This is a genomic window from Methylorubrum sp. SL192 (assembly GCF_026672325.1).
Lineage (GTDB): Bacteria > Pseudomonadota > Alphaproteobacteria > Rhizobiales > Beijerinckiaceae > Methylobacterium > Methylobacterium extorquens.
Map to the genome: position 1 here is coordinate 3454162 of NZ_JAPPQV010000003.1, position 25720 is coordinate 3479881.

At 69.6% G+C, this 25720-nt stretch carries 28 protein-coding genes; 9 read left to right on the forward strand and 19 right to left on the reverse strand.

Translation table 11 applies throughout. From position 1 onward, the window contains the following. Positions 1–130: 130 nt before the first annotated feature. The 14 genes from OVA30_RS16970 to OVA30_RS17035 all read right to left on the reverse strand — a co-directional run bounded on the left by OVA30_RS16970 (position 131) and on the right by OVA30_RS17035 (position 12729). Positions 131–808 carry a response regulator transcription factor gene (locus OVA30_RS16970; RefSeq protein WP_015824254.1) on the reverse strand — a complete coding sequence of 226 codons (678 nt, stop codon included), beginning with the start codon at positions 806–808 and terminating at the stop codon, positions 131–133. Continuing rightward, positions 805–1392, reverse strand: coding sequence for an MxaH protein (locus OVA30_RS16975; RefSeq protein WP_268176140.1), 588 nt, complete (start codon positions 1390–1392; stop codon positions 805–807). Before OVA30_RS16975 ends, OVA30_RS16970 begins: the two co-directional genes overlap by 4 nt. Next, complete coding sequence (locus OVA30_RS16980) at positions 1389–2333, reverse strand: YncE family protein (RefSeq protein WP_268176141.1); 945 nt, start codon at positions 2331–2333, stop codon at positions 1389–1391. Before OVA30_RS16980 ends, OVA30_RS16975 begins: the two co-directional genes overlap by 4 nt. Before the next feature lie 24 nt (positions 2334–2357). After that, positions 2358–2888 carry an SRPBCC family protein gene (locus OVA30_RS16985; RefSeq protein ID WP_015952329.1) on the reverse strand — a complete coding sequence of 177 codons (531 nt, stop codon included), beginning with the start codon at positions 2886–2888 and terminating at the stop codon, positions 2358–2360. After that, positions 2888–3883, reverse strand: coding sequence for a vWA domain-containing protein (locus OVA30_RS16990; RefSeq protein WP_268176142.1), 996 nt, complete (start codon positions 3881–3883; stop codon positions 2888–2890). Before OVA30_RS16990 ends, OVA30_RS16985 begins: the two co-directional genes overlap by 1 nt. Further along, positions 3880–4506, reverse strand: coding sequence for an MxaK protein (locus OVA30_RS16995; RefSeq protein WP_268176143.1), 627 nt, complete (start codon positions 4504–4506; stop codon positions 3880–3882). The genes OVA30_RS16990 and OVA30_RS16995 overlap by 4 nt, the downstream gene beginning before the upstream one ends. Then, positions 4506–5570, reverse strand: a complete 1065-nt coding sequence (locus OVA30_RS17000; protein WP_268176144.1) for a vWA domain-containing protein — start codon at positions 5568–5570, stop codon at positions 4506–4508. Before OVA30_RS17000 ends, OVA30_RS16995 begins: the two co-directional genes overlap by 1 nt. 4 nt (positions 5571–5574) lie before the next feature. Beyond that, complete coding sequence (locus tag OVA30_RS17005) at positions 5575–6498, reverse strand: nonribosomal peptide synthetase MxaA (RefSeq protein WP_268176145.1); 924 nt, start codon at positions 6496–6498, stop codon at positions 5575–5577. Positions 6499–6503: 5 nt separating this feature from the next. Next, positions 6504–7373 carry a DUF58 domain-containing protein gene (locus tag OVA30_RS17010; RefSeq protein ID WP_268176146.1) on the reverse strand — a complete coding sequence of 290 codons (870 nt, stop codon included), beginning with the start codon at positions 7371–7373 and terminating at the stop codon, positions 6504–6506. Beyond that, positions 7370–8401 carry an AAA family ATPase gene (locus OVA30_RS17015; RefSeq protein WP_268176147.1) on the reverse strand — a complete coding sequence of 344 codons (1032 nt, stop codon included), beginning with the start codon at positions 8399–8401 and terminating at the stop codon, positions 7370–7372. Before OVA30_RS17015 ends, OVA30_RS17010 begins: the two co-directional genes overlap by 4 nt. 148 nt (positions 8402–8549) lie before the next feature. Next, positions 8550–8840 carry a methanol dehydrogenase [cytochrome c] subunit gene (locus tag OVA30_RS17020; RefSeq protein WP_015824264.1) on the reverse strand — a complete coding sequence of 97 codons (291 nt, stop codon included), beginning with the start codon at positions 8838–8840 and terminating at the stop codon, positions 8550–8552. 105 nt (positions 8841–8945) lie between these two features. After that, the gene (gene moxG / locus OVA30_RS17025; RefSeq protein ID WP_015952336.1) at positions 8946–9539 is read right to left on the reverse strand and encodes a cytochrome c(L), periplasmic; all 594 of its coding nucleotides are present in this window, start codon (positions 9537–9539) and stop codon (positions 8946–8948) included. Between the two features lie 142 nt (positions 9540–9681). Then, the gene (gene moxJ / locus OVA30_RS17030; protein ID WP_268176148.1) at positions 9682–10584 is read right to left on the reverse strand and encodes a methanol oxidation system protein MoxJ; all 903 of its coding nucleotides are present in this window, start codon (positions 10582–10584) and stop codon (positions 9682–9684) included. 264 nt (positions 10585–10848) lie between these two features. Continuing rightward, positions 10849–12729, reverse strand: a complete 1881-nt coding sequence (locus OVA30_RS17035) for a methanol/ethanol family PQQ-dependent dehydrogenase (protein ID WP_268176149.1) — start codon at positions 12727–12729, stop codon at positions 10849–10851. Between the two features lie 370 nt (positions 12730–13099). Here OVA30_RS17035 and OVA30_RS17040 point away from each other — a divergent pair, with 370 nt between their 5' ends. Together OVA30_RS17040 and OVA30_RS17045 are read left to right on the forward strand one after the other, a co-directional pair. After that, positions 13100–14005 carry a S1 family peptidase gene (locus OVA30_RS17040; protein WP_268176150.1) on the forward strand — a complete coding sequence of 302 codons (906 nt, stop codon included), beginning with the start codon at positions 13100–13102 and terminating at the stop codon, positions 14003–14005. Between the two features lie 149 nt (positions 14006–14154). Continuing rightward, positions 14155–14352, forward strand: coding sequence for a hypothetical protein (locus OVA30_RS17045; protein WP_003599109.1), 198 nt, complete (start codon positions 14155–14157; stop codon positions 14350–14352). 29 nt (positions 14353–14381) lie between these two features. Here OVA30_RS17045 and OVA30_RS17050 read toward each other — a convergent pair whose 3' ends face one another. Continuing rightward, positions 14382–15116 carry a DUF4336 domain-containing protein gene (locus OVA30_RS17050; RefSeq protein WP_015952339.1) on the reverse strand — a complete coding sequence of 245 codons (735 nt, stop codon included), beginning with the start codon at positions 15114–15116 and terminating at the stop codon, positions 14382–14384. Between the two features lie 329 nt (positions 15117–15445). On the opposite strand from OVA30_RS17050, the gene OVA30_RS17055 reads away from it, so the two are divergent. The 5 genes from OVA30_RS17055 (at position 15446) to glmS (ending at position 20674) form a co-directional block, all read left to right on the forward strand. Then, on the forward strand, positions 15446–16345 hold the full coding sequence (locus tag OVA30_RS17055) for an MBL fold metallo-hydrolase (RefSeq protein ID WP_268176151.1): 900 nt from the start codon (positions 15446–15448) through the stop codon (positions 16343–16345). Between the two features lie 11 nt (positions 16346–16356). Next, entirely contained in the window at positions 16357–16884 is a 528-nt protein-coding gene (locus tag OVA30_RS17060; RefSeq protein WP_056464569.1) for a DUF2243 domain-containing protein, read from the forward strand. Next, on the forward strand, positions 16881–17060 hold the full coding sequence (locus OVA30_RS17065; protein ID WP_003599102.1) for a hypothetical protein: 180 nt from the start codon (positions 16881–16883) through the stop codon (positions 17058–17060). Before OVA30_RS17060 ends, OVA30_RS17065 begins: the two co-directional genes overlap by 4 nt. A gap of 217 nt (positions 17061–17277) precedes the next feature. Then, on the forward strand, positions 17278–18663 hold the full coding sequence (gene glmU / locus OVA30_RS17070) for a bifunctional UDP-N-acetylglucosamine diphosphorylase/glucosamine-1-phosphate N-acetyltransferase GlmU (RefSeq protein ID WP_268176152.1): 1386 nt from the start codon (positions 17278–17280) through the stop codon (positions 18661–18663). Between the two features lie 184 nt (positions 18664–18847). After that, the gene (glmS, locus tag OVA30_RS17075; RefSeq protein ID WP_268176153.1) at positions 18848–20674 is read left to right on the forward strand and encodes a glutamine--fructose-6-phosphate transaminase (isomerizing); all 1827 of its coding nucleotides are present in this window, start codon (positions 18848–18850) and stop codon (positions 20672–20674) included. Between the two features lie 60 nt (positions 20675–20734). Here glmS and OVA30_RS17080 read toward each other — a convergent pair whose 3' ends face one another. After that, a complete protein-coding gene (locus tag OVA30_RS17080) occupies positions 20735–21169 on the reverse strand; it encodes a GlcG/HbpS family heme-binding protein (protein WP_003599098.1) in 435 nt (144 codons plus the stop codon). A gap of 181 nt (positions 21170–21350) precedes the next feature. Here OVA30_RS17080 and OVA30_RS17085 point away from each other — a divergent pair, with 181 nt between their 5' ends. Beyond that, entirely contained in the window at positions 21351–22196 is an 846-nt protein-coding gene (locus OVA30_RS17085; protein WP_003599096.1) for a DUF502 domain-containing protein, read from the forward strand. Positions 22197–22218: 22 nt separating this feature from the next. Here the strand turns inward: OVA30_RS17085 and OVA30_RS17090 are convergent, their stop codons facing one another. From OVA30_RS17090 to recG, 3 genes are all read right to left on the reverse strand, one after another. Then, complete coding sequence (locus tag OVA30_RS17090; RefSeq protein ID WP_003599094.1) at positions 22219–22545, reverse strand: hypothetical protein; 327 nt, start codon at positions 22543–22545, stop codon at positions 22219–22221. Between the two features lie 49 nt (positions 22546–22594). After that, on the reverse strand, positions 22595–22831 hold the full coding sequence (locus OVA30_RS17095; protein ID WP_268176154.1) for a hypothetical protein: 237 nt from the start codon (positions 22829–22831) through the stop codon (positions 22595–22597). A 69-nt stretch (positions 22832–22900) separates the two neighbouring features. Then, positions 22901–25090 carry an ATP-dependent DNA helicase RecG gene (gene recG, locus OVA30_RS17100; RefSeq protein ID WP_268176155.1) on the reverse strand — a complete coding sequence of 730 codons (2190 nt, stop codon included), beginning with the start codon at positions 25088–25090 and terminating at the stop codon, positions 22901–22903. 191 nt (positions 25091–25281) lie between these two features. Between recG and OVA30_RS17105 the strand changes: the two genes are divergently transcribed. After that, complete coding sequence (locus OVA30_RS17105) at positions 25282–25578, forward strand: FAD assembly factor SdhE (protein WP_012255294.1); 297 nt, start codon at positions 25282–25284, stop codon at positions 25576–25578. Positions 25579–25720: the final 142 nt, after the last annotated feature.

The following is a 25720-nucleotide window of genomic DNA, read 5'->3' on the forward strand; positions in this document are numbered from 1 at the left end:
CGTCGGCCTCGAAGGATCTTCCAGGGATCGCGCGCTTCCTGGAGGATCCTTCGAAGCCCGCTGTCGCGGGCACCTCAGGAGGAGGGTGAGGATGGGATGGGTTTGAGCCTGCGGACGCTTTCGAACCGGCTCACAGCAGCGCGTTGCGCCGGTTGACCGCGATCTGGACCAGCCCGGCGCGCGACTCGACGCCGAGCTTCTTGCGCATGCTGGAACTGGCATTGATGATCGTGCGGTAGCTCACCGCCATGGCGCTGGCGATGGCGTCGTAGGATTTGCCCTGGCTCAGCAGCGACAGGATCTGCAATTCGCGTGCGCTCAAGGTGGCGAGCGGGGCGGGGCGGGCGCTGCGGTTCAGCATCGCCACGTCGGTGGCAAGCGCGTGCGGCAGGTAGCCCCGCCCGGCATGGACGGCGTCGAGCGCCTCCAGGAAGGCATCCGATCCGGCATCCTTGAGCGCGAAGCCGAGCGCGCCGCTTTCCAGGGCGCGGGAGACCAGCACCGGGTCGGCATGCATGCTGAAGACGAGGATGCGCGCGGCCGGATCGAGCGCCCGGATGCGGCGGATCAGCGACAGGCCGGACAGGCCGTCGTCGCGAAAGCTCAGATCGGCCACGACGAGGGCCGGCCGGTGCCGGTGGAACAGGCGGTAGCCCGAGACGATGTCGGCGGCCTCGTAGACTTTGGCCACGCCCGCGGCTTCCGCTAGCCGGCGCACCCCCTGCATCACGATCGGGTGGTCGTCGATGACGAGCATCGTCTCCGGCCGCGCCGGCAGGGGCCGGGCGGCGGCGCGTCCGTCGCTCACGGCTGCCCTCCCGGCTGTTTTTCCGATTCCTGGGGCGGATCGGGCGGCATCTCCGGCGCGGCGATGTCCGGCCGCTCGCGGGCTTCGAGGCGGGTGAGCGCGGTGGCGTGGTCGGCGCCCTGGGCGCGGGTGTTGTAATAGTGCTGGCACATCTCGCCGTAGAGACTCTTGTTGCGCCCCCGCACCGACGCGATCCCGCCGAGGCCGTCGATCAGGCCGCGATAGGATTCCGTCTTGCCGATCTCGGACAGCATCTGTCCGAGCTGCACCGTGCGGTTGGCGATCATGCGCTTGTCTTCCACGAAGGCGCTGCGCGCCCGGTCGAGGGATTCGCGCAGTTCCCTGACCGCCGCGGCGTCGCCGGGCAAGGGGTGTCCCGCCTCGCGGCCCGCGAGCCAGCGCGCCGGGTCGGTTCCATCGGTGGGCGAAAGCCAGTCGGGCAGGTGGTCTTCCGAGGTCGAGGCGACGATGGCCCCGTCATCGCCGCGGTCGGGCGCCGGGTTCGACGCCTCGCCGGAGGTCTCGTTGCGGTCGCAGGCGGAGAGGATCAGCAGGGCGGCGAGACCGGCCATGAGCGGTCTCATCGCAGGGCGTCCTTCGCCGGCGCGGCGATCGCGAGGCTGCGCGGGCCCTCGGCGACCGGCAGTTGGGTGATCTCCTTCAGCGTGGCGAGATCGATGACGGACACGGTGTCGGAGAACCAGTTCGCCACATAGGCCTTCCCCCCTTCGATCACGATGCCCTCCGGGTAGCGGCCGACGCCGATCGTCGCCGCGGTTGCGAGCGTGCCCGCATCGAGCACGGTGACCGTGCCGGCATGCTGGTTGGTGACGAAGACCCGCGCCCCGTCCGGGCTCACACTGATGCCGTAGGGCATGGCGCCGGCCGGCACGGTGGCGATGGCTTTGAGCGCCCCCGTATCGATCACGGTGAGGTCGTTGCTGCGCACGTTGCCGACATAGAGGCGGCGCTCGTCCGGGCTGAGCGCCAGGGCGAAGGGCGCGGTGCCGACGGGGATCGTCGCGAGCCGGGTCATCCGCGCCCCGTCGAACACGCTGACGTGATGGCTCTCCCGGTCGGCGACGTAGAGCCGGCCGGCGCGGTCGAGGGCAATGTGCGCCGGGTCGCGGCCGGTCGCGGCGGAGGCCTCGACCGTTCCGTCCGCGGCCGAGAGCCGGTCGATGCGGTTGCCCGACCAGTCGGCGACGAATAGGGTCCGGCCGTCCGCCGAGGCGGCGAGGCCGAAGCCCTGGCCCTTGTAGGGGAGGCGGCGCAGCACCGCGCCCGTGGCGGCGTCGGCCACGGTGATCGTGTGTCCGTCCGGGTGGCTGAGGAACACGGACCCGCCGCCCGTCGCGACCGTGGCGGGCGCTCCCGCTACGGACGTTCCGCCCACGACCGCGCCTGCCTCGACCCGCGCGAGCTGAGCCCCCTGCTGGCTCGCGACGTAGACCGTCGCGGCCCGCACCGGCAGGCCGGCGAGCGCGGGGGCAAGGATCAGCGCGGCGAGGGCGGGGCGGATCATGTCGCGTGCCTTAGTGGGACCGGCTCATTTGCCCTTGCCGCCCTCCACGGCCGCCTTCAGGCCCTTCAGCCCTTCCGAGAAATACGTGTTCATCGCCGCCTTGCCGGCCTCGTCGCTGAGGTTCTCCGGCGGCTCGTTGCCGGTATCGCCGCGATAGAAGCGGCCCATCCACTCGACCTTGGAGCCGTCGCCCTCCGGGCTCACGGTGAAGGTCGCCGAGTAGGACGAGACCGGCAGCGCCGTCAGGTTCGGCTCGCCCATCCGGTAGGAATAGGTGCGACCCTCCGCCTTGTACTCGTCGAGGCTCTCTTCGAGTTTTCCGCCGTTCTTGAAGGTCAGCGTGCGGGTGCCGCCATCCTTCGAGCCGCTGCCCTCCGCCTTCCCGATCGCCGGGTGCCACGTTCCGATCCCGGCGAAGTCGCCCGCCACCTTCCACACCGCGTCCGGGCTCGCCTTGATCGTGATCGACTGGGAGACCTTTTGCGGGGTCGGGCCGTGGGCGAGGGCAGCGGTGGCAGCGAGCGCGAGCGGAAGAACGAGAAGGGACAGACGCATTATGACATCCTGCTGGGGGTGAAGGGTGTGAAGCGGGCGCGGAGCGCACCCGCGAGGAAGACGGCGAGCACGAGGGCCAGAGCCGCCGCGCCGAGGAAGGGGCGGGGGTCGAGCCGGCTCGGAAGGGGGCGCGGCGTGGCGGCCGCGAGAAGGGGCGCGCGCAGGTCCGGCCCGTCGAGATGGGCGTAGGCGAGGCCGGTCTGGGCGGCGAGCGCCTTCAGATGCGGCTCGCGCACGGAGGAGAGATGCTCCTCGCCGCGCGCTGCGGCGCCGCCGAAGGGCGCGTTGCGCGGATTGTAGCCCTCGCGCGATTCCGCGTCGGCCGGGGGCGGGCCGAAGCGGTTCTCCTGCTGCACGTCGGTCTCGGCGTAGAAGCCGGTCTCGCGGCCGCGATCGTTGAATTTCGGGATCGGCGCGAGCGCATAGCCCCCTGCCCCGACGATCAGGCCGCGCACCGCGCCCGCCTTGCCCTCGAAGGGCGGGATGCCGTTGGCGGGGAGCGGCGGCGTCTCCTGGCCGTCGGTGATGAACAGGAGGTCGGTGTCGAGTTCGCCGGCCATGGTGAGGGCGCGGTGGAGGCCCGAAACGATGCGGCTGTCGCCCTCCCAGGCCATGCGCCAATCGAGCGCCGCGATCGCTCCGTCGAGCGGCGCGAAATCGGCGCAGACCTCGATCGGCGCGAACAGCAGGAACGGGCGCCGCTCGGTGAACAGGGCGAGCGCGAGGCGCGAGCCGCAGGGCAGTTCGGGGATGAGGTTGCGCAGGGCCGCCTTGGCGATGTCGAGCCGGCTCGCCGGGCGCCCGTCACTCGTATAGTCGCGCACGTTCATACTGCCGGTGATGTCCACCACCGCCAGCACCGAGACGCCCGAGCGGGTCAGCGGCAGCGGCGGCACGACGATCGCCAGACCTGCGAGCAGAAGCGCGGCGGCGAGCGCCTGGAAGCGGCGATCGCGCAGGTTTCTCGCGAAGGGAAGCGCGGCCCACACCCTCATGGCCCGCCTCTTGGCTGGCCGGGAATGTCGGTCCAGATCTGCTTAGGCTCGGCCTTCAGCTCGTCGCCGAACTTGCGGTCGAATTCCGGAAAGTCGCGGATCAGGCGCGAGGCAACATCGAAATTGAACTTCGCGTCCCAGAAGTCGGGCCGGGCCTGGAGCGCCCGGCGGTAATCCTGGCGCGCCAGCGTGACCTGTGGGCCCGCCTTGTCGAGTTCGCTGCGCTCGATCAGCCGGAAGGCTTCGCGGATGCGGGCATTGGCGACGATGTAGCGGGCGCGGGCCGCGGCGTCGGCGGACCGCCGATGGTCGAGGGTTTCCAGCAGCGGCTCGGCCTCGCCGAAGCGATCGCGAAACGCCAGGAACTTCGTCCGCGCGACGAGGAGCGCGTCGGGGGCGTCCGGCGGGACGGCGATGTCGCGCCCCGCCTCCAGTTCGGCGATGGCCGCATTGGTGCGCGCGTCCCGCCAAGCCGAGAGCGCAAGGGCGGCGGCGGTTCCGAGCAGCAGGATCGGCAGCAGCACGAGCAGGGTGGGGCGGAGGCTGCGCCAGCCCTGGCCTAAGCCCGCGCCGAGCCGGGTGCGCAGGGACGGGGCGGACGCGTGGGTGAGGGCGGAGGGCATCAGGCGGCGGCCCTTCTCGGCGCGGCGGGCGCGGGGCCGGCCGCTGCGGCACTCCGCTCACGGACGGGCGCGCGCAAAAAGTCGGTCTCGGCCAGCTTGGCGAGGACGAGGAGGAGCAGGCCGAACGCGGCGAGCGCGTAGGCCCAGCCGGTGAGGTCGCGGCGGGGGCGCTCCTCGGTATAGGGGATCGGATCGCGCTCCAGCGCCTCGATCTGGCGCACGGCGTTGGCCACGGCCTCGGCGCCCTCCGCCTCGAAGGCGCGGTAGGGCACGCCGAGGCTTTTGAAGAACTGGTCGAGATGGCGCTCGGGCGCGGCCTGCGGCGTGTCCTCGCCCGCGGGCTTGTCGGTGATCGAGGGCGAGCCCTTGGTGCGCAGGAACAGCCAGTAGAGGTTCGGCTGCACCTTGGTGAACTCGGCGCGCAACTGCGCCTGGATGCGCGGATCGATCACCGCCGCCCCGTCTGAGACCAGCAGCAGTGCCCGCGACACCCCCGGCGCGCCCGCCCCGAACTGCGACAGCGCCATGCCGAGGCCGCGGGCGACGTTGGTGTAGTCGAGGCCGGGCCGGTCGATGGCGGCGATGGCCGCGCGTACGGCGTCGTGCCGGTCGGTCATCGGCACGACCAGCATCGGCGCGGTGGAGAAGGCCGTCACTGCGAACTGATCGTGGGCGCGCTCGCCGACAAAGTCGCGCAAGATGCGCCGGGAGGCGGCGGCCTTCGATTCCTCCGCCCCCGAGGGCTGCCGGCCGGCAAAGGTCTCGTTCATGCTGCCCGAACGGTCGATCAGCATCGAAATCTGGGCGCCGATGCCGGTGCGGGTCACCCGCTCGCCGGCGCGGTAGGGGCCGGCCAGCGCCAGGACGAGGCCGCCGATGGCCAGCATGCCGGCGGCCGTCAGGACGATCTGGAGACCCGCGGAGAGCGGATCCTCGGGTGCGGCGGCGACCGAGGAGACCGCGCTGCGCCGAGTGACGGACAGGAGCAGCGGCAGAAGCGCTAGGGGCAGGAGCCAGAGCAGCCAGGGCGTGGCCAGGCCGAGGGAGGGGAGGAAAGCCGTCACCGGGTCACGCGCTCCGCTCAACCGCGCCGAGCCGGCGCAGCAGGGCCTCGGCCTCGGGCAGGGGCAGCGTCGTCCCGGCCCCGGCGGTGTCCCGGCCGAAGAAGGCCAGCCGCGAGGCAGAAAAGAATTTTTGGAGGCCCCCCGCCTGTCCCCGGAAGGCGGGATGGCGGCCGAGGAAGTCGGGCAGGTCGTCAGCGAGCACCCGGCGTCCGTCGGTGGCGTCGAGGCCGCGATGCAGGGCGAGCAGCGCCTCGCGGTACAGGGCTTCGCCCTGCGAGCGCCGCTTCGCCCGGTAGAGGGCCTTTTGAGCGAGCGCGAAGGGCCGACCGCGGCGACGTCCAAAGATCCACCACGCCCGGTCGTAGGCGAGCAGCAGCAGCGCCAGAACGGCGAGCGCGAGGAAGCCGGCGGCCGAGGCGAGCGCCGGCTGCGGATCGAGGCGCGGGGCGCGCCCGTCGGGCCGCAGGTACTCGGCCGGGTCGTCGCGCCGCTCGGGCTGCACCTCGCGTAAGGGAGAGACGCCGATCTTCCAGGCGGGCAGCTGCGCCACCGCCGTGGTCGAGCCGTTCGTGCCGGCATTCTCGACGGTGACGGGAAAGCCCGGCACTTCGAGGGTCCGGGCATCGAGCGCGACGTAGAAGTCCTGATAGGTCAGGCGCAGCCGGATCACATGGGCGCCGTCCGCGCCACGGCTCTCCTCCGTGCGCACGTCGCGCAGGTCGAGCCAGTAGGTGACCGGGCCGGGCTTCGGCAGGGAGGATCGCTGCAGGGTGAAGCCGGGATCGGTGCGGATCTCGGCCTGGACCTGCACGAGGTCGCCCTGGAAATAGCCGAAGGCGCGGGGCGTGCGCAGCTCGACGCCGCGCACCTGGGCGGCGGCCGGCAGCGACACCAGCGCGAGGAGGAGGGCGAGGGGCAGCGCGCGCATCGCTCTCACGTCGTCATCAGGTGGCGGCTCAGCGCCTCGGCATCGAAGCGGTCGGCGAGCCGGAAGGGCGGACGGGCGAAGGGGGCGCAGATCCGGCGCAAGGCTTCGACGCGCTCCGCCTCGCGGGCGATCCAGCGGCGGCGCAAGGATGGGCGCAGGAAGACGAGGCGGCGCCCGGCGCCCTCCAGGTCATCGAGTTCCACGAGGCCCCAGGCCGGCAGGTCTTCGGCCTCGGCGGAATCGGCGAGCAGCACCGGGGTCACGTCGTGCAGCGCCAGCGCCGAGAAGACCGCCTCGATCAGCGCCTCCGGCCAGCGGAAATCGGAGACGAGGAAGATCAGCTTCGGGCGCCCGGCAAGGCGGCGCGCCGCCTCCAGCAATCCCCCGGCGCTGCGTCCGTCGCAGGCCGCCTCGCCGAGGCGCGCGGCGGCGGCTTGGGCGGCGGCCCGGTGGCGGGTCGCGGGGAGGGTGAGGTCGTCGCGCAGGGTGTCGTCGCAGGCGATCACGCCGAAGCCGTCGCCGATCCGCGTCGCGGAGCGGGCGAGCGCGGTGCAGAACCCGGCCGCCAGTTCGCGCCGGTCGGCCCGGCCGCGGAAGCGCATGGACGCGGAGAGATCGACCAGCGCGTAGGTCTCGACCGGACTGCGCGCCTCGAAGCGGCGCACGAACACGCCCTCGAACGGGTCGCGTAAGGACGCGCGCACATCGATGCGCCGCGCATCCGGCAGGCGCAGGAAGCTGACCTGATCGCGGAACGTGCCGAGGCCGCCGGCATCGCGCCCGCGATGGGCGCCGACCCTGTGCCCGCCCGGCCGCCAGCGCGGGAGGTAGATGATGTCGGCCCCGTCGTTGACCCCGTCCTCCGGACCGCTCACGGGGCGGGCACCGTCTCGAACACCGCGCGGATCAGGTCGGGCACGATCTGCGTGCGCCGCATCTCGTAGACGGGTTCGAGGAAGACGCGGTGGGCCATCACCTCGGGGAAGACGGCGCGGATATCCTCCGGCACCAGCCAATCCCGGCCTTCCAGCCAAGCGCGGACGCGGGCGGCGCGCACGAGGAAGGCGACGCCGCGGGGCGAGGCGCCGCCCTGGACGAGGCGGTCCATGTCGATGCCGGGCAGCCGGATGCCGGCGGGGCCGGGGCTCACCAGCGCCTCCCACAGGCCGACGACGTAGGCCTCGATCGCCGGCTCGGCCGAGATCGCGTGCTGGATCGCGCTGGCGATGGTGCCGATGCGCTCGAAGTCGAGCACGCCGGCCTCGACCTCCTCGGTGAGCCGGTCGGTGTCGTGGAAGCGGGGATCGAATACGAGGTCGCGGCGGGCCCGCGCGTCGCGCGGCGCCTCCATGCCGATCTCCATGAGGAAGCGGTCGCGGGCGGCGGCCGGCAACTCGAAGGTCTCCTCGCGCTCGACCCGGTTGCGGTCGGCGAAGACCTGGAGGTTGGGGAAGCGGTACTCGCGGTTGAAGGCGCTGACGCTGCGCTCGGCCATGATGCGCAGGAGCAGCGCGTGGACTTGGGGCCGGGCGCGGTTGATTTCGTTGAAGAAGAACACCGAGAGGTCTTCGGCCCGCCGCAGCACCGGGCCGGGCTCGACCCGCGGGCGGCCGTCCTCGCCGAGATAGGTGTGGTAGATCAGGTCGGTGGGCATCATGTCGACGGTGCCCTCGACGCGCTCGTAGGCGCCGCCGAGGCCGCGGGCGACCGCGCGCAGAAGCGTGGTCTTGCCGACGCCGACATCGCCTTCGAGCATGACGTGGCCGCGGGCGAAGATCGCGATCGTCAGCAGGCGGATCGCCCGGTCCTGACCGACGACGGCCTTGGCGATCTCGCGCTCGAAACGCGCGGCCGCGTCCCGCCAGTCGGTGAGCATGGCGTCGCCGGGGCGCAAGGTGTTCATTCGGCGGTTGGCCTTTTTCTTGTCGTTGGGAGCGCCCTCAAGCGGTGTCCGCCCCTCCCGCTCCGGGTCGGGCCTGCCCGATCCGGCAGGTCAGGACGGATCTCGGACAGGTCCGAGATCCGAAGGGGAGAGGCGGACCCTCAGCGGATCAGTTCGCCGAGATCTTGGCGACGTCGTATTCGAACTTGCCGGTCTTCTTGAAGTTCTCGACGCGCTTCTTGTTGCGCTCTTCCATCTGCTTGATGGAATCGGCCTGCTTGTTCAGCTCCTTGGGGTCGTGCTTGGGATCGTACTTGGAGCCGGCGATCTTCTCGGGGAAGCCGGGCTTCGGCTCCCAGCAATTGCCCGCGGCCTTGCACTTGGTGCCGTCATAGGCGAGCGCCGGGGCGGCGATGCCGGACAGGGCGACGATGGCGGCGGCGATGAGAGTGGTCTTCATGGTTTCCTCCACTTTATGGGACTTGCTCTTCTTGGGACTTGTCGCGAGCGGCGATCCCGCCCCCTCGATCGCGCCGGTTCGAGCCCGGCCCGAAACCCCGAAGGATCACTCGTCCAGCGGCTTGCACTGGCCCTTGGCGTCCTTCGGGATGACTTCGCCCTGCTTGTAGGGCGTGTAGGCCTTCTTCTGCTCGTCGTTGAGCCAGACGGCGTCCTGCTTCGGCCCCGTATAGAGGTGGCGAATCCAGGCGATGGTCTGAAGCATCTCGTCGGGCGTCAGATTCTCGTTGTGCGGGCCCATCATGCCGTTGGCGCCGCCGAAGATCGTGGCGAACAGGCCCACATCCGTCGTGTTGGACGGGTAGGTCCAGTAATTGTCGTTCAGACCCGGCCCGAGCTTGCCCTCGGCGAGGTGGCCGTGGCAGCCCGAGCAGGACGTCGCGAACAGACTCTCGCCATTCCGCAGGCAGGACTTGTCGTCGATGTAGAGGTTCTCGCCGGTCTCGAGGAACTTCTTCACGGCGGGCGTGTCGCGGCCGCCCTCCTTGCCTTGCGACACGTCGAGCGCCTCGCCGGTCACGGTGTTGCGGAACACGACGCCGGTCTGCGGCCCGGATTGCGGCTGGGCGAGCGCGGGCAGGGCAATGCCGGCGAGCGCGAGGCCGAGAAGGGCGGTTCCGATCTTTACGCGGTTCATCATCGTCTTGTTCTTGGTCCTCAGCACACGTTTAGGACGCTTTCCGACGAAGTGGACGCCGGTTCCGCGAAAGAAAGCGTGTTAAAACAAAGATTTAGAGGCGCCGGCCTGATGCCATCAGGTCGGATACGGCTCTCGGGCGGGATCAGTTGGAGACGGGCAGCACGGGCACGCCCTCCTCCTTCAGGATCGCCTCGATCTTCGGCTTGGTCTTCTCCAGGGCGGCGTCGATCTCCGCCTTGAGGGCGGTGTCGTCCTTGCGCACGCCCATCGCCTGGTCGAAGCTCTGCGGCATCTTCCGGCCGTCGCTGGCCTGCGTGTCGTCGGGCACGGGGGTCATGCGCAGCTTGGTCGAGGAATCGCGCACGTAGCGGGCGACGTCGGGCCCGAAGGCCACGCCGACCTCGGCCTTGCCGGTGGCGACTTCGCTCACCATCCGGGCCGGATCGATCTGGGTGTATTGATTCCGCGGCGCGCGAAAGTTCACCAGCGAGTAGAGGTAGGCCATGTCCTCCTCGTAGCGGCCGATATCCTTGAGCATCGCCTCGCCGGGCGTGCCGAAGCCGACCACCATGTGGCTGACGTCCTTCAAGCGCGGATCGGACCAGGACTTGATGTCGAGATCCTTGTCGGCGCGGGTGAGGAAGACGTAGCCCGAGCGGTAATAGGGCTTGCTGGTGAGCACCCGGGGATCGTCGGCATCGAGCCCGATCACCACGTCGCAGGTCTTCTTCTCCAGCCCGTCGCGCACGAGGTAGATCGCGGGCTTTCCGAGCCATACGAACTGGACCTTGCGGCCCATGGCCTCGGCCACCGTCGTCGCGATGCGGTTCTCGAGTCCCGAGCCGTCCTTCATCGAGAGCGGCGGCTGCTCGGCGGCGCAGACGCGCAAGGTCCCGGCATCGGGTTTCGCGGCCTCGGCGGCTTTCGAGGTGGCTTTCGTGTCCTGCGCCTGGGCGGGTGCGCACAGGGCGGCGAAGGCGGTCAGGGCAGCGGTCAGAGCGACGACCGATGCGGCTGTACGGCGCCGTCCGTTCACGAGCGACATAGGTTCGTTTCCTCTGGCTTATTCTTATGAAATCTTGGCGCCGGGCTTTTTCGGCTGAGACCTGCCCTTGGCGCATCTCCCCGTGCGGACGATCGCCTGCGCGACGTCGGCGGCGCGCGGGACGAGGGTCTGTGGAGAGGGACATGAGGTGGCGCGGACCGTCACGGGCCGTTCGTGCCCGCGCCATCTCGGCCCCGTCCCTCCCCCGGGTGAGCGGGGGAGGGACGGTTCGCATCTGCCGTCAGGCAGTTCCGGCTTCAGACCCTACTTGGCGGCTGACTTCCACTCGCCGACGTTCGGATCCTCGTAGGGGCCCTTGCCGTCGAGCGAGAACACCACCACGCCGCCACCCATCTGGGTGTAGTTGGCGAGCTTCTTGAAGGCGCCCACTGCGCCGAGACCGGCGGTCGGGTCGGCGAGGTCGAACACGAGGCCGACACCCGGCCAGCCGCCGACGCCGTAGTAGATGGCGACGTACTGCGTGCCCTTGTGGGTGTAGGTCATCGGGTATCCGATGGCGCCGGACGGGATCTTGAACTTCCAGAGAAGGTCACCCGTGTCGGAGTCGCGCGCCTTCAGGTAGCCGTCGAGCGTGCCGTAGAAGACGAGGTCGCCCGCGGTGGCCATGGTGCCGCCCCACACGGCGAAGCGCTCCATCTTCTCCCACTTATAGTCGCCGGTGATCGCGTTGTACGCCTTGATCTGGCCGAGACCTTCGTAGTTCTGACGGTCGCCCTTCGGGCCCGGATACATGTTCAGCGTCGCACCGACGAAGAACTGACCCGCACGATAGGGAAGCATGAAGGGCTCCCAATCCATGCAGATGTGGTTGATGCCCATGAAGAACAGTTCACGCTTCGGATCGTACGAGTCGTGACCCTGGTTGTGGTAACCCATCGCCGAGGGGCAGATGTCCTTGGCGAGGTGGTCCATCCGGGTGCCGTATTCGGGATCGCGCACCGGCTGGCCGGTCTTCAGATCCACCGACTTGAACACGTTGACCGTGTCGTCGAGCTTGTTCGCCGAGACGAGCGCGCCGTCGGTCCGGTCGAGCGTGTAGACGATGCCGTTGCGGTCCGGGTGGGTCAGCAGCTTGCGGGCCTTGCCGTCCTTGTCCTTCTGCTCGGAGAGCATCATGACGTTGACGCCGGCGTAGTCCCACTCGTCGTGCGGGGTCTTCTGGTAGCCGAACTTGGCTTCACCCGTGTCGGCATCGCGGCCGAAGATCGTCATCGTCCACTTGTTGTCGCCCGGACGCATGGTCTCGTTCCACGGCGCCGGGTTGCCGGTGCCGAAGTAGATCAGGTTCGTGCCCGGATCGTAGGCGTACCAGCCCCAGTTGGTGCCGCCGCCGATCTTCCAGGCATCGCCCTCCCAGGTGCCGGTGCCGAGGCCCTTCTGGCCGTAATGGGGGTTCTTGATGTTGAAGTCGGAGGCCAGCAGCAGGTCCTTGTCCGGACCCGTGGCGTAGGCGCGCCACACCTGCTCGCCGGTCTTCACGTCGTAGGCGGTCAGGTAGCCGCGCACGCCGAGTTCGGCGCCCGAGGAGCCGATGATGACCTTGTCCTTGACGACATAGGGGGCGATCGTGAGCGTCGAGCCGACCTTGATGTCGGAGTTCTCGACCTTCCACACCGTCTCGCCAGTCTCGGCGTTGAGGGCGGCCACGTTGCCGTCGAGCTGGGTCTTGAGGATCAGCGCGGGGGTCTTGCCGTCGCCGGGCCAGTAGGCGAGGCCGCGGTTGACGAGGTCACAGCAGGCGACGGCGCGGGCGGCCGGGTTCTGCTTCGGCTTGTCCTGCCACAGGATCGTGCCCGGATCGTCGAGGCCGAGAGCGAAGGTGTTGTTCGGGAACGAGGTGTGGATGTACATCTTGCCGTCGACGACGAGCGGCGCACCCTCGTGGCCGTTCAGCAGGCCGGTCGAGAACGTCCAAGCCGGCCGAAGCTGCTTCACGTTGCCCTTGTTGATCTGCTTCAGGTCGCTGAAGTTGTTCGAATCGTAGTTCTTGCCGGGCATCACCCAGTTGTCGTCGCTCTTCGACAGCTCGACCAGCTTATCGTTGGCGTAGGCCCCGCTCGACAGCGCGGCCGGCGCGAGCGCCAGCATCGCCAAGGCCGAGACTGATGTCACAAACCTGCTCATCCTGCGTCTCCTCGCTGAACCGCCTCGCCTTTCGGCCTCGCGGTATCTCTCAGACGTTTTTCTGAGGTTCCAGGCTCGCTCGGAAGTCATCCGAAGTGCCGCATCATGAATCTAAGGATATTCTTAGATTTGCGCGGTCTTATGAAAGACTTATTAGCGTCCCTTCGCCTATATTTTCTAGGCTTTGATTGGACGCGATGTCTTTAGCTGGTCGGACATTTCTTATCAGGACGATAAGGCAATTCTAAAAGTGCCAAGGCGTAGTGTCGCAACGTATTGGCATCGTCTTGACCGGGGCCGGGACCCATCGCACCGTTGTCGTCAACGGGCCCTCGCGAAGCGGCCCGACCGAGCGGGAGGCTTGTCGGCCATGGCGCAGGGGCAGCGCGCGCAGGGGAGGCTGGCGGTGTGCGGGCTCCTCGCCGTCGTGGTTTGGGCCGGGGGCGGCACCGCACTCGGGGACGATGCGCCGCACCCGCCGCCCGATGCCGCCGCGCCGGCCCGAGAGCGCGCGCGGGACATCGCCAAGGACATCACCGAAACGGCGGCGCTCTATCCCCAGGACGGGCGCCGCGACCTGACGAGCAGCGATCGCGCCCGCTATCCCGGCGCGGGCGTCCTCTGGTGCCGCCGTTCGGATGGCGTGCCGCAGAAGGCGGCCGCCGCGTGGCTGATCGGGACGCCGTCGCTCGTGATGCTGAACGCGCACAACTTCCGCAACCGGCAGCTCGAAACGACGCGGGCCGTCGGCGACTGCTACTTCCAGATCGGCGGCCGCAACTACGATTTCGTCGCCGAGAGCCTGCATCTCGGCGTCGCCGCGGACGCGACGCGCCTCCACATTACCGACGATTGGGCGCTGCTGCGCCTCGCGCGACCGGCCGAGGCGCCGCGCCAGCCGGTGCCCGATGGGGCCCCCGACCTTTCCACCGGCGACCTGTCGCTCGCCGTGTCCCTGGTCGCCCCCGGCGGTCACCAGAACTACCGGGGCGACAGCAGCCTGGAGACCTGCACGATCCGCCGGATCGATCCGCCGACGGAAGGCGGCATCCGGCGGGCCCGCCACGATTGCAACGACGGCTACGGTGGCTCCGGCTCGGGCCTGTTCGACGAGGCGGGGCGGCTCGTCGCGATGCAGAGCGCCTCGCTCTCCATGAACTCCCGGCACGCCTTCGACATCGAGTTCCATTACGGCTCCGCCCTGCTCATCGAGGGCGCGTTGCTCGACGCCCTGCGCCGGGCGCAGCGGGAGGACACGACGCCGCAGGCGCCGTGAGCCGCGACCCGCACGAGCGCTCGAGAACGAAGGATTCCCGTGGACAAGCCCGGTTTCGCTTACGCGGGTGAGACAGGATGCGCCTGGAACACCCTCCGAGAACCCCCGTTGCCCGGACTCAAACCGAGACACCGGGAGACGACGTTCGCATGTCGAAGCATCTGAAGACGGATACGCCGAGCGATGCCGACCTGAAGGGCAATCCGGGCATCGGGCAGTCGAAGGGGCTGACCGGAACCGACCCGGAGGCGATCGAGGGAGATTCCACCTTCGAGGGTGATGTCGAGAACGAGACCACGCCGGAGGGCGGGGTCGATCCCAATCACCGCGGGCGCACGAACGCCTGAGCGATCGGCAGAAAAGCGCTCGACTAGCCTTAGTCGAGCAACCAGCGGAGGGAGCGGCGCAGTTCGGCTGTGCCGTTCCGGTCGAACCAGGCGCCGTGGCTGAACACCACCCGCTCCGGCGACAGGGCGACGAGTTGCGCTGCGGCACGGGCGGCGTCGCGCTTGCGCAGGCGCACCGCCAGCCTGAGATAGATCGGCGCCCGTCCATCGGGCGCGGTCGCACCGGCGATCCGCAGGAGCGGGCGCATCAGGGGCGGGAGCTTCTCCGGTTCCAGGTTCAGCACGAGGTCGGTCAGGATCAGCGTCGCCGAGGCAGCGTGGAAGAAGGCGACTTCGCGAAAGCCGAAGCCGCCGGGCACCACGACTTGCGACAGGTCGTCGGCCCATTCGGGCGGAGCCGCGTCGCCGAGATCCCGGTCGAGCCGCACGCCCGCCTGACGAACCTGCCGGCGCTCGCGCAGGTTCGGGGCGGCCCAGGTCAGGGCCTGCGGGCAATGCCGCTGCCATTCCTTCAGATAGGTCCAGTGCCCGACATTGGGCGCGACGAGGTGGCGGATCGGCCCAAGCGCCTCGATCTCGCGGTGCAGGCGCGCATCGTAGCGGGTCGGCGAGTGCAGCCATACGCCGCCGTCGGCAAGCCGCACCACGGTCATGCGCACGGGCAGCGGCAGACCGGCGGCGTGGATCGGGCCGCTGTCCACGATCCAGAGGCCGAAGGCCACGGGCTTGAGCCTGTCGAGGGGCGGATAGGTGGGATCACTCACGGCAGCGGGTCCGGAATCGAGGGTTTTGCGGAAGGCCGATCATGAAGCCGCCGCTCGGCAGCCGCGTGACAGAAGCATCGAGACGGCGGCACGGGACAGCAACGGCACGGTGACGGACCCTGAGATCGCAAATGCCGGGTCGCCCTGGCGACCGATAGACTTCCAACCGGAGCGCGCGCGCTCGGTTTCCGAATGAATGTCCCTCGGCCGTCGTTTCTGTCCTGTCGCGGGGCGGGAACAAAGCTTTCGCGCCAGCCTTCCCGTGACAGCCCGTCCCGCAGGCCGGAACGCTCGCCGGCTCCCGTCTTAACCTCGCACAGGAGAAGGCCATGGCGCAGCAGATCCCGATCAGCCGCGAGGCCCGCGCCGACGATCCGCGGGCCGATGCCGAGCGCGACGACGGCACCCACGAGATCGCGCCCGATCTCGCCTATCGCCGCCTCGTTCTGGCCAATGTCGTGTTCGTCGGCTCCCCCGGCGCGGGTGACCGCAACTGGGTCCTCGTCGATGCCGGCATTCCCGGCTCGAAGGCCGCGATCCGCAGCGCTGCCGTCGCCCGCTTCGGCGAGGGTGCGCGCCCGGCGGCCATCGTGCTGACCCACGGCCATTTCGACCATGTCGGCGTGCTGGAGGATCTGGCGGAAGAGTGGGACGCGCCGGTCTACGCGCATGGGCTCGAACGCCCCTATCTCGACGGCAGCGCCGCCTACCCGACGCCGGATCCGAGCGTCGGAGGCGGCCTGATGGCGCGCATCGCGCCGCTCTACCCCACCAAGCCCGTGAACGTGTCGTCGCGCCTGCAAACGCTGCCCGCCGACGGCAGCGTGCCGCCGATGCCGGGCTGGCGCTGGCTCCATACGCCGGGTCACGCGCCGGGCCACGTTTCATTCTGGCGCGAGGCCGATGGCAGCCTGATCGTGGGTGACGCCTTCGTCACCACCGCCCAGGAATCAGCCTATGCCGTGGCCACCCAGGAGCCGGAGGTGCACGGCCCGCCGATGTATCTGACCATCGAGTGGCCGGCCGCGGGCAGCTCGGTGCGCAGCCTCGCGGCGCTCAAGCCCGAACGGGCGGTGACGGGCCACGGACGCGCCCTCCATGGGCCGGAACTGCGCCGCGGCCTCGATGCGCTGGCGCAAGACTTCGAGCGCGTCGCCGTGCCGGATCAGGGCCGCTACGTCGAGACGACGGCGCGGGCCGAGGACGGCTCCGCCTACCGTTCGCCGTGAGGCCGGCGGTGATGCGTGATCAAGCGAGCGCTCCCGCGCCGACGGAGGGGGCCGACTTCCCGGTCGCGGCGGGCGTGCTCTTCGGGCTCGGCCTCGGCGGCTTCTTCGACGGCATCGTGCTGCATCAGGTGCTGCAATGGCACCACATGCTGAGTTCCTGGTACCCGATCACCTCGATCGAAAACCTCGAACTCAACACGCTGTGGGACGGCATTTTCCACAGCGCCACCTACGTCTTCGTCGTGGTCGGGCTGTTCATCCTGTGGCGCCGGGCGCGGGGGCGGCATCTCAGCTGGTCGAACCGGGCGCTCGCCGGCAGCCTTCTCGTCGGCTGGGGGCTGTTCAACCTCGTCGAAGGGCTGATCGACCACCAGTGGCTCGGCGTGCACCACGTCAACGAGCAGGTGGACCGGGCACACTGGCTGGCCTGGGATCTCGGCTTCCTCGCCTGGGGCCTCGCCATGCTGCTGGGCGGCCTCTGGCTGCTGCGGACGCGGCGCCGACAGGCTGGGGCGGCTCCCGCCGCGCTGCGGCGATGAGGCGGGCGGGAGAGGGCGGCCTGCGGCGGGACACGAAGACCCTACGGCGGGCTTGGCCCTGGCTCGTCCTCGCCGCCGGCCTCGGCCTCGCGACGATGCCGGCTTGGCGCGTTCTGGCGTTCGGTATCCGGGTGAGCGCCGAGGATCTGCTTCAGATCCGCTGCCTGCCGTGGTGAGGCTCCCTCAGGTGCGGACTCATCCTCGCGCCGCTTGCCCCGCTGTACCGGCGCCATTCCGTGTGCTCTTCGCGCCTGCCGTCCGATCGGCTAAACGGGCCCTCGATTCAGTGTCTTTCACTGCGCTTCTGCTTGCCCCGTCGCGGCTAGCAGGGGAGGGCGATCGGGTGACCGCTCGTTTCGTGAAGCACTCCCAAACGGCAGGAAGCGGATTTCGATGACGGCAGGCGCGAACCACGGGGCGGAGAGCGGCTTCACCGCGATCGTGCTGGCGGCCGGTAAGGGCACGCGAATGCGCTCCGACCGGCCCAAGGTGCTTCACGCGCTGGCCAACCGCTCGATGCTCGGCCATGTGCTTGCCGCGGTGCAGGAGGCGGGTGCGGCCCGCCTCGCTGTGGTGGTCGAGCCGGGCCGCGAGGACGTCGTCCGCGAGATCGAGCGGCTGGCACCCGGCGCCAGCGTCCATCCGCAGGCCGAGCGCCTCGGCACCGCCCACGCGGTGCTCGCCGCCCGCGCATCCCTGGAGGGCGGGCAGGACGTGATCGTGGCCTTCGGCGATACGCCCCTCGTCACGGCCGAAACCTATGCCCGCCTGCGCGCGCCCTTGCGCGAGGGCGCGGCGGTTGCGGTGCTGGCCTTCGAGGCCGCCGACCCCACCGGTTACGGGCGCGTGCTGACGGAAGGGGGCCGTGTCCTGGCAATCCGCGAGGAGAAGGACGCCTCGCAGGAGGAGCGGGCGGTGCGCCTGTCCAATGCCGGGCTGATGGCGCTGTCGGGCGCGCACGCCCTGTCGCTGCTGGAGCGGATCGGCAACGACAACGCCAACCGCGAATACTACCTCACCGACGCGGTGGCACTCGCCGCCGGCGACGGCCTCTCCGTCGCCGTGGTGCCCGTGGACGAGGCGGAGGCGCAGGGCGTCAACGACCGTGTGCAGCTCAGCCAGGCCGAGGCCACGATCCAGGCGCGCCTGCGCCGGGCGGCCCAGCTCGGCGGGGCGACGCTGATCGCGCCCGAGACGGTGTTCTTCAGCGTCGACACGATCCTTGGACGCGACGTCGTCGTCGAGCCGCACTGCGTGTTCGGCCCCGGCGTCGTCATCGGCGACGGCTGCACCATCCGCGCCTTCTCGCACCTGCACGACGCCCGGCTGATGGAGGGCGCCGATATCGGCCCGCATGTGCGCCTGCGCGGCGGTGCGGTACTGGAGGCGGGCGTCCATCTCGGCAACTTCGTCGAGATCAAGAACGCGACCCTGCATGCGGGCGCCAAGGCCTCGCACCTGACCTATCTCGGTGACGCCGAGATCGGAGCGGGCGCCAATATCGGCGCGGGCACCATCACCTGCAATTACGACGGCGTGTCGAAGCAACGCACGCTCATCGGCGAGGGCGCCTTCATCGGCTCGAATTCGGCGCTGGTGGCGCCGGTCAGCGTCGGCGCGGGCGCGCTGGTCGGGGCCGGCTCGGTTATCACCCGCGACGTGCCGGCGGATGCGCTGGCCGTGGCGCGGGGGCGGCAGATCACCCGCGAGGGGGCGGCCAAGACCCTGCGCCAGACCCTGAAGGCCGCCAAGGCAGCCCGCGAGGCCAAGAAGAGCTGAGCGGCCGAGCCGAACGGCTTCCAGCGGCGGGTGCTGGCCTTCCCGCGCTGCGATCCGTACAAGCCTTTCCATCCGCGCCAAGCTCAAGGTCTGGCTTCCTCTGCACCGCAGGAAGCCTCGCCTCGGGCGGACATCCCATCACGGGATGTGACGGCGCCTCTGATCAACGGCTTCAGGATCGGCCATGTGCGGAATCGTCGGCATCGTCGGGCGTGAGTCGGTCGCGGACGCGTTGGTCGAGGCGCTGCGGCGGCTCGAGTATCGCGGCTACGATTCGGCCGGCATCGCCACCTTGGATCACGGCCGGCTCGACCGCCGCCGGGCCGAGGGCAAGCTCTCGAACCTGCAGCTCAAGCTGGCCCAGGCGCCGCTTCCGGGCGCGATCGGCATCGGCCATACCCGCTGGGCCACGCACGGACGCCCCAACGAGACCAATGCCCACCCGCACGCCACCGAGCGGCTGGCGGTGGTCCATAACGGCATCATTGAGAACTTCCGCGAGTTGAAGAGCGAACTCGAAGCGGCGGGCGCGCGCTTCGAGAGCGAGACCGATACCGAGGTCGTGGCGCAGCTCGTCAGCCACCTGATGGAGCAGGGGCTCGGGCCTGTGGCTGCCGTCGAGGCGGCGCTGCCGCGCCTGCACGGCGCCTTCGCCCTGGCCTTCCTGTTCGCGGGCGAGGACGATTTCCTGATCGGCGCCCGCCACGGCGCGCCGCTGGCCATCGGCTTCGGGCAGGGCGAGACTTATCTCGGCTCGGATGCGCTCGCGCTCGCGCCCTTCACCGATCAGATCACCTATCTCGAAGAGGGTGATTGGGCGATCCTGACCCGCGACGGCGCCGAGATCCGCGACATCACCGGTGCCGTGGTGCGCCGGCCGCGCCAAAGAATCGCGACACAGGCCTTCCTCGTCGACAAGGGCAATCACCGCCACTTCATGGCGAAGGAAATCCACGAGCAGCCCGAGGTCGTCGGGCGCACGCTGGCCAACTACGTCGACATGGCGCGCGGTCAGGTCGTCCTACGGGAGGAACTGCCCTTCGATTTCGCTCGGCTCTCGCGCCTCTCGATCACGGCCTGCGGCACTGCCTACTATGCCGGCCTCGTCGCCAAATACTGGTTCGAGACCCTGGCGCGGCTGCCGGTCGAGATCGACGTCGCCTCCGAGACCCGCTACCGCGAGCCGCCGCTGGAGCGGGACGGGTTGACGCTCGTGATCTCGCAATCGGGCGAGACCGCCGACACGCTCGCCTCGCTGCGCTACGCCAAGGCACAGGGCCAGCACACGCTGGCGGTCGTCAACGTGCCGACCTCGACCATTGCCCGGGAGTCGTCGGCGGTGATGCCGACCTTCGCCGGGCCCGAGATCGGGGTCGCCTCGACCAAAGCCTTCTCCTGCCAGCTTACAGTGCTGCTCTGCCTCGCGCTGGCTGCCGGGCGCGCCCGCGGCACGCTGAGCGTGGAGCGCGAGCGCGCCGTCGTCGATGCGCTCATCACCGCTCCCGGCCTGATGGCGGAGGCCGTGAAGATGGAGGCCGAGGTCGAGGGGCTCGCCCGCGAGATCGCGAAGGCCCGCGACGTGCTCTATCTCGGCCGCGGCACGAGCTACCCGATGGCGCTCGAAGGCGCGCTGAAGCTGAAGGAAATCAGCTACATCCACGCGGAAGGCTACGCGGCGGGCGAACTCAAGCACGGGCCGATCGCCCTGATCGACGAGAGTGTGCCGGTGATCGTGATCGCGCCGCACGACGCCATCTTCGAGAAGACTGTCTCGAACATGCAGGAGGTTGCCGCCCGCGGCGGTAAGATCATCCTCGTCGGCGACGCGAAGGGCGCGGCGGCCGCCGGGCTCGACACGCTGGCGACGCTGACCATGCCGGATGTGGACCCGGTGATCGCGCCGATCGTCTACGCGGTGCCGATCCAGCTCATCGCCTACCACACCGCCGTCTTCATGGGGAAAGACGTCGATCAGCCGCGCAACCTGGCCAAGTCCGTCACGGTGGAGTGAGCGGCGGGAATACCGCCGGCGCATCGATCCAGCCTTCGGATCGATGCGCCGGCCAACGAATCAGGTGCGCCAGGGGTGGTCGGGCAGCTCGGTGTCGCCGATCGCGCTGGCGCCTGCGAGCGCTACCGCGTCATCGTTCTCCACCGACGAGCCGCTGACGCCGATCGCGCCCGACATTTCGCCATCCGCATCGACGATCGGGATGCCGCCGGGGAAGGTGATGAGGCCCTGGTTCGAGTGCTCGATGCCGTAGAGCGAGCCGCCGGGCTGCGACAGGGCGCCGATTTGGCCGGTCTTCATGCCGAAGAAGACGGCGGTCTTGGCCTTCTTCTGCGCGATGTCGATCGAGCCGACCCAGGCGCCGTCCATGCGGTGGAAGGCCTTGAGGTTGCCGCCCGAATCGACAATCGCGATGCACATCTGGGTGCCGAGTTCGACCGCCTTGGCGCGGGCCGCTTGAATCGCCTTTTCCGCCTGTTCGATGGTGACGTGCATCGGGTCTTCTCCCTGAAACTTATCGCTGAACCTTGGCCACAGCGGGCTGTTCCGAGGTAAGATTTCTCGGGCCCCGATCAAGTTGCCTCGCGCACCACTCAATCCGCCCTCCGGCACCGGTTGCTCTTGAGCCGCCCGTGCGCAGCCGCTACGTCTCTGCCCCGGAGAGCCGGAGGCCGGGATGGATCCGTCCGTCCGCTCGTCCGTCTCTCGAGGTGCATACGTGGCGCCGACCCTCTCGCCGATTCCGGATGCTCCGGAACCCGCCTCGTCCAAGACGCGCGTCAGCGCCCGGGGCCGGCTGCGGACCTACTTCCTTACCGGCGTGATCGTCGCGGGCCCGCTCGCAATCACGATCTACATCACGTGGTGGTTCATCGCCCTCATCGACGGATGGGTGAAGCCGCTAGTGCCGGTCAGCTACCTGCCGGACCACTACCTGCCCTTCTCGATCCCCGGAATCGGCCTCGTCATCGCCTTCGTCGCGGTGACGCTGCTGGGCTTTCTCACCGCCAACCTGGTTGGGCGCTCGGTGGTCGAGTTCGGCGAGGTGCTGCTGGCCCGCACGCCCGTCATCTCCGGGCTCTACCGCGGCCTGCGCCAGATCTTCGAGACTTTGTTCTCGGCCAACGGCACCTCGTTCCGCACCGTCGGACTCGTGGAGTTTCCGGTGAAGGGGACGTGGTCGGTGGTGTTCCTCTCCGCACCCGCGGCCAACGAAGTGCAGGGCGCGCTCCATGCGAAGGAGGGGGGCGAGTCGAAAGATTACGTCGGCGTGTTCCTGCCCTGCGCGCCGAACCCGACCACGGGGTTCTTCTTCTACCTGCCGCGCTCGGACATCGTCGAGGTCGGCATCAGCGTGGACGACGCGGCCAAGCTCGTAATGTCGGCGGGCGTGATCCAGCCGGAGGATCCGCGGGCGGGCCTACAGGCCATGGCCGCGTCCTTGCGGCAGGCGCAGATGCAGGAAGGCGAGGCCGCAGAAACGGAAAAGGCGCGCCGGGAACCGGCGCGCCAGGATCTGTAGAGCGTTCCGAGGCCTGACGGCCTCAGTGCTGGAGCGATGCCTTCTCGACCGGCAGCGTCGGGGGGGTCGCGTCGGCGACCTGATGGGTAGCCGCAGGGCGGGCGACCGGCGAGGACCAATCGCTGGCGATCTGAACCGTCACCAGCAGGGCGAGGCCCGCACACAGCGCGTTGGCCGCGATCCAGAGCCGGCGCGAGGATTGCCGTACGGCGTTCACCAGAGCGTCCGTCGACGTCTCGTCGCGCGTCTCGCGGTCCGAGATCGGCATGAGCCAGGGTTCGATGGAAAGCGTATCGGCTCCCCAATTCTCGGAGGAACCCGGCAGGCGTTGGAACGGTGCGATCGACATAGCGATCCTCCTTTTTTCCAGTGGCACCCCGGTCTACGAGGCCGTTTGTTCATCTCCAGTTAAGCGGCAATTGGGGCAGATACAAGGTAATTCCGCTTTTTCTGCCCTGCCCGACGCTCGTTCCGAGTGCGAGCGATGCTGCGCAAAGGCCTGATCGGAAAGGAAAAACGCCCGTTTCCCGCGCAGCGTTGCCGCAGCCGGGAATGTCCGAAGCGGCGGCTTCGGCTTCCTGAACGACCCGTTCAGGATCGTTCGTTTCTGAACGGGTTTCTGAACGGGCGATCATATTCGGCGTCCGAGGCGCTGCCTCCGGTGGCAGAACCGGGCTTTGCCCGGCCGCCGCGCGAACGCTCCGTCAGCCCGCCCCGATCAGCCGGATCGCCGCTTCGCGTTCGAACAGGTAGAGCAGCACCCTGAGCGCTCGGCCGCGCTCGCTCTGAAGGCGCGGGTCGCGCTCCACGATCAGCCGGGCGTCGTCGCGGGCAGCCTCCAGCAGGTCGCCGTCGGTCTCGAGCCGGGCGAGGCGGAAGGCGGCGGCGCCGGATTGGCGGGTGCCGAGCACCTCGCCCTCGCCGCGCAGGCGCAGGTCTTCCTCGGCGATGCGAAAACCATCCTCGCTGCCTCGCATCATCTCCAGGCGCGCCTTGGCGACCTGGCCGAGGGGCCCGCGATAGAGCAGCAGGCAGGAGGAGGCCTTCGAGCCACGCCCGACCCGGCCGCGGAGCTGGTGAAGCTGGGCCAGCCCGAAGCGCTCGGCATGCTCGATCACCATGATGGTGGCCTCCGGCACATCGACGCCGACCTCCACGACGGTGGTCGAGACCAGCACGCGGGTTCGGCCAGCGGCGAAGGCCTCCATCGCCGCGTCCTTCTCCGGCCCCGGCATCTTGCCGTGGATCAGCCCGACCGCGTCGCCGAAATGCTTCTGCAGATCCTCGAACCGCTCGGCGGCGGCGGCGAGATCGACATATTCCGATTCGGCGACCAGCGGGCAGATCCAGTAGACCCGGTCGCCCGCGGCCAGGGCCCGGTGCAGGCCGCCCACCACCTCGTCGATGCGCTCCACCGGCACGGTAATGGTCTTGATCGGCTGGCGCCCGGCCGGCTTCTCGTCGAGCACCGAGACGTCCATGTCGCCGAAGAAGGTGAGTGCCAGCGTGCGTGGGATCGGAGTGGCGGTCATCACGAGGATGTCCACCGCCTCGCCCTTGGCGCCGAGCGCGAGGCGCTGGTGCACGCCGAAGCGGTGCTGCTCGTCCACCACTGCGAGGCCGAGATCGCGGAACGCGACCGACTCCTGGAACAGGGCGTGGGTGCCGACCACGATGTCGATCTCGCCCGCCGCGAGATCCGCCAGCGTCGCCCGCCGCTCGGCGGCCCGGTCGCGGCCGGTCAGCAGCCGCAGGCGCATGGCGCCGGCCAGCGGCACCAAGCGCTCGTAATGTTGGCGCGCCAGAATCTCGGTCGGCGCCATCAGCGCCGCTTGCCGCCCGGCCTCCACCGCCGAGGCCATGGCGAGCAACGCCACCGCCGTCTTGCCGGAGCCGACATCGCCCTGGAGCAGGCGCAGCATCCGCCGCTCGGCGGCCATGTCGGCGCGGATTTCTTCGACCGCCCGCGCCTGCGCGCCGGTCAGCGCGAAGGGCAGGGCGGCCTCGACGCGCTCTTTCAGATGCCCGTCGCCGGCATTGACCCGTCCGGGCTTCCGCCGCTGCCGGGCGCGCACCAGGGCGAGCGCGAGCTGCGAGGCGAGCAACTCGTCGTAGGCGAGGCGCTTGCGCGCGGGGCTCGCGGGCGGCGCCTGCCCCTCGACCGGGGGCGGGGGCGCTTCCTCGGGCCGGTGCTCGATGCGCAGCGCCTCGGCGAAGGGGGGAAAACGGTTGCGGGCGAGATAGGATGCGTCCTGCCATTCGGGCAGGACGGGAAGCCGGTCGAGCGCGCCGTGGACGATCCGGCTGATGACCCGTGAGGTCAGCCCCTCGGTCGCGCCGTAGATCGGCTCGACGGCGGGCAGGCTGGCCAACCCCTCCTGGTCGAGGATGCGCGAGGGATGCACCATCTGCCGCGTGCCGTCCCACAGGTCGATCCTCCCTGAGACGTAGCGATGGCTGCCGAGCGGCAGCATCTTCTCGATGCGGCCCCGCGGCATGCCGAAGAAGACGAGGCTGATGTCGCCGGTCCCGTCCTCGACCAGCACCCGGAAGGCCCGCTTGCCGAGCATCGGCGGCCGATGGGCCACCACAGTGACGCCCAGCGTGACGGGCTCGCCCGTCGGCGCATCGCGAATCGAGCCGCAGAGCGGCCGGGCGACCCCGCTCTGGGGCAGGTGGAACAGCAGGTCGGCGACGCGGGCCGGCCGCTCCTCGGAGCCAAGCAGCTTTTCGATGAGCGGCGCGATCTTCGGCCCGACGCCGGGCAGACCGCGGGCGGGGGCAAAGAGCGGGTCGAGGAGGCTGGGGCGAAGGCCGGGGGCGTCGTCCCCGCCGGAGCGGGGAGGGGACGCATCAGCAGGGTGCCCGAGGGTCTGGCTGGTATCCGAGGTCATGTGACCGGAGGCTTGGGCCTTTGAAACGTGGGCGATGCTCGGGCTCCGTATACCCTGCTTCCTGCCTCCATCGCATCTGGGCATATGACATCATGCGCGTGCGTCCCGTCGGATCCTTACGCCGGACGCGCCGTTTGCCCGGAGCTGCACGCCCCTCTACATGCGGGGTCAGGATTACCAGGGGACAGCCCATGTCCGGCACCACCCGAACCAGCGCCGACCTCGACCCGCGCCGCCGCCGCACCTTGTTCCGGGCGTGGCACCGCGGCATCCGCGAGATGGACCTGATCATGGGCCGCTTCGCCGATTCCGAGATCGGCGCGCTGTCCGAGGAGGAGCTGACGCAGTTCGAGGCGCTGATCGAGGTGCCCGACCGCGACCTGTTCCGCTGGCTTACGGGCGAGGACGCGACCCCGGAGAACTACGACACCGCCGTCTACCGCCGGCTCAAGGCGTTTCATCGGCACGACGCGCCGATCCATAGCTGAAACGAGGATCGGCGCTCCCTATCTTCCACTTGCCCCCTCATCCTGAGGTGCCCGCGTCAGCGGGCCTCGAAGGAGGGCTCCGGAGACCGTGTGATCCCTGGAGCCCTCCTTCGAGGCTTATCTTCGCTTTGCACCTCAGGAT

Coding starts and splice junctions, on each gene's coding strand:
- OVA30_RS16975 (WP_268176140.1), bottom strand. CDS start 1,392: ATGAGACCGCTCATGGCCGGTCTCGCCGCCCTGCTGATCCTCTCCGCC.
- OVA30_RS16980 (WP_268176141.1), bottom strand. CDS start 2,333: ATGATCCGCCCCGCCCTCGCCGCGCTGATCCTTGCCCCCGCGCTCGCC.
- OVA30_RS16985 (WP_015952329.1), bottom strand. CDS start 2,888: ATGCGTCTGTCCCTTCTCGTTCTTCCGCTCGCGCTCGCTGCCACCGCT.
- OVA30_RS16990 (WP_268176142.1), bottom strand. CDS start 3,883: ATGAGGGTGTGGGCCGCGCTTCCCTTCGCGAGAAACCTGCGCGATCGC.
- OVA30_RS16995 (WP_268176143.1), bottom strand. CDS start 4,506: ATGCCCTCCGCCCTCACCCACGCGTCCGCCCCGTCCCTGCGCACCCGG.
- OVA30_RS17005 (WP_268176145.1), bottom strand. CDS start 6,498: ATGCGCGCGCTGCCCCTCGCCCTCCTCCTCGCGCTGGTGTCGCTGCCG.
- OVA30_RS17015 (WP_268176147.1), bottom strand. CDS start 8,401: ATGAACACCTTGCGCCCCGGCGACGCCATGCTCACCGACTGGCGGGAC.
- OVA30_RS17020 (WP_015824264.1), bottom strand. CDS start 8,840: ATGAAGACCACTCTCATCGCCGCCGCCATCGTCGCCCTGTCCGGCATC.
- moxG (WP_015952336.1), bottom strand. CDS start 9,539: ATGATGAACCGCGTAAAGATCGGAACCGCCCTTCTCGGCCTCGCGCTC.
- moxJ (WP_268176148.1), bottom strand. CDS start 10,584: ATGTCGCTCGTGAACGGACGGCGCCGTACAGCCGCATCGGTCGTCGCT.
- OVA30_RS17035 (WP_268176149.1), bottom strand. CDS start 12,729: ATGAGCAGGTTTGTGACATCAGTCTCGGCCTTGGCGATGCTGGCGCTC.
- OVA30_RS17040 (WP_268176150.1), top strand. CDS start 13,100: ATGGCGCAGGGGCAGCGCGCGCAGGGGAGGCTGGCGGTGTGCGGGCTC.
- OVA30_RS17045 (WP_003599109.1), top strand. CDS start 14,155: ATGTCGAAGCATCTGAAGACGGATACGCCGAGCGATGCCGACCTGAAG.
- OVA30_RS17055 (WP_268176151.1), top strand. CDS start 15,446: ATGGCGCAGCAGATCCCGATCAGCCGCGAGGCCCGCGCCGACGATCCG.
- OVA30_RS17060 (WP_056464569.1), top strand. CDS start 16,357: ATGCGTGATCAAGCGAGCGCTCCCGCGCCGACGGAGGGGGCCGACTTC.
- OVA30_RS17065 (WP_003599102.1), top strand. CDS start 16,881: ATGAGGCGGGCGGGAGAGGGCGGCCTGCGGCGGGACACGAAGACCCTA.
- glmU (WP_268176152.1), top strand. CDS start 17,278: ATGACGGCAGGCGCGAACCACGGGGCGGAGAGCGGCTTCACCGCGATC.
- glmS (WP_268176153.1), top strand. CDS start 18,848: ATGTGCGGAATCGTCGGCATCGTCGGGCGTGAGTCGGTCGCGGACGCG.
- OVA30_RS17080 (WP_003599098.1), bottom strand. CDS start 21,169: ATGCACGTCACCATCGAACAGGCGGAAAAGGCGATTCAAGCGGCCCGC.
- OVA30_RS17085 (WP_003599096.1), top strand. CDS start 21,351: ATGGATCCGTCCGTCCGCTCGTCCGTCTCTCGAGGTGCATACGTGGCG.
- OVA30_RS17090 (WP_003599094.1), bottom strand. CDS start 22,545: ATGTCGATCGCACCGTTCCAACGCCTGCCGGGTTCCTCCGAGAATTGG.
- OVA30_RS17095 (WP_268176154.1), bottom strand. CDS start 22,831: ATGATCGCCCGTTCAGAAACCCGTTCAGAAACGAACGATCCTGAACGG.
- recG (WP_268176155.1), bottom strand. CDS start 25,090: ATGACCTCGGATACCAGCCAGACCCTCGGGCACCCTGCTGATGCGTCC.
- OVA30_RS17105 (WP_012255294.1), top strand. CDS start 25,282: ATGTCCGGCACCACCCGAACCAGCGCCGACCTCGACCCGCGCCGCCGC.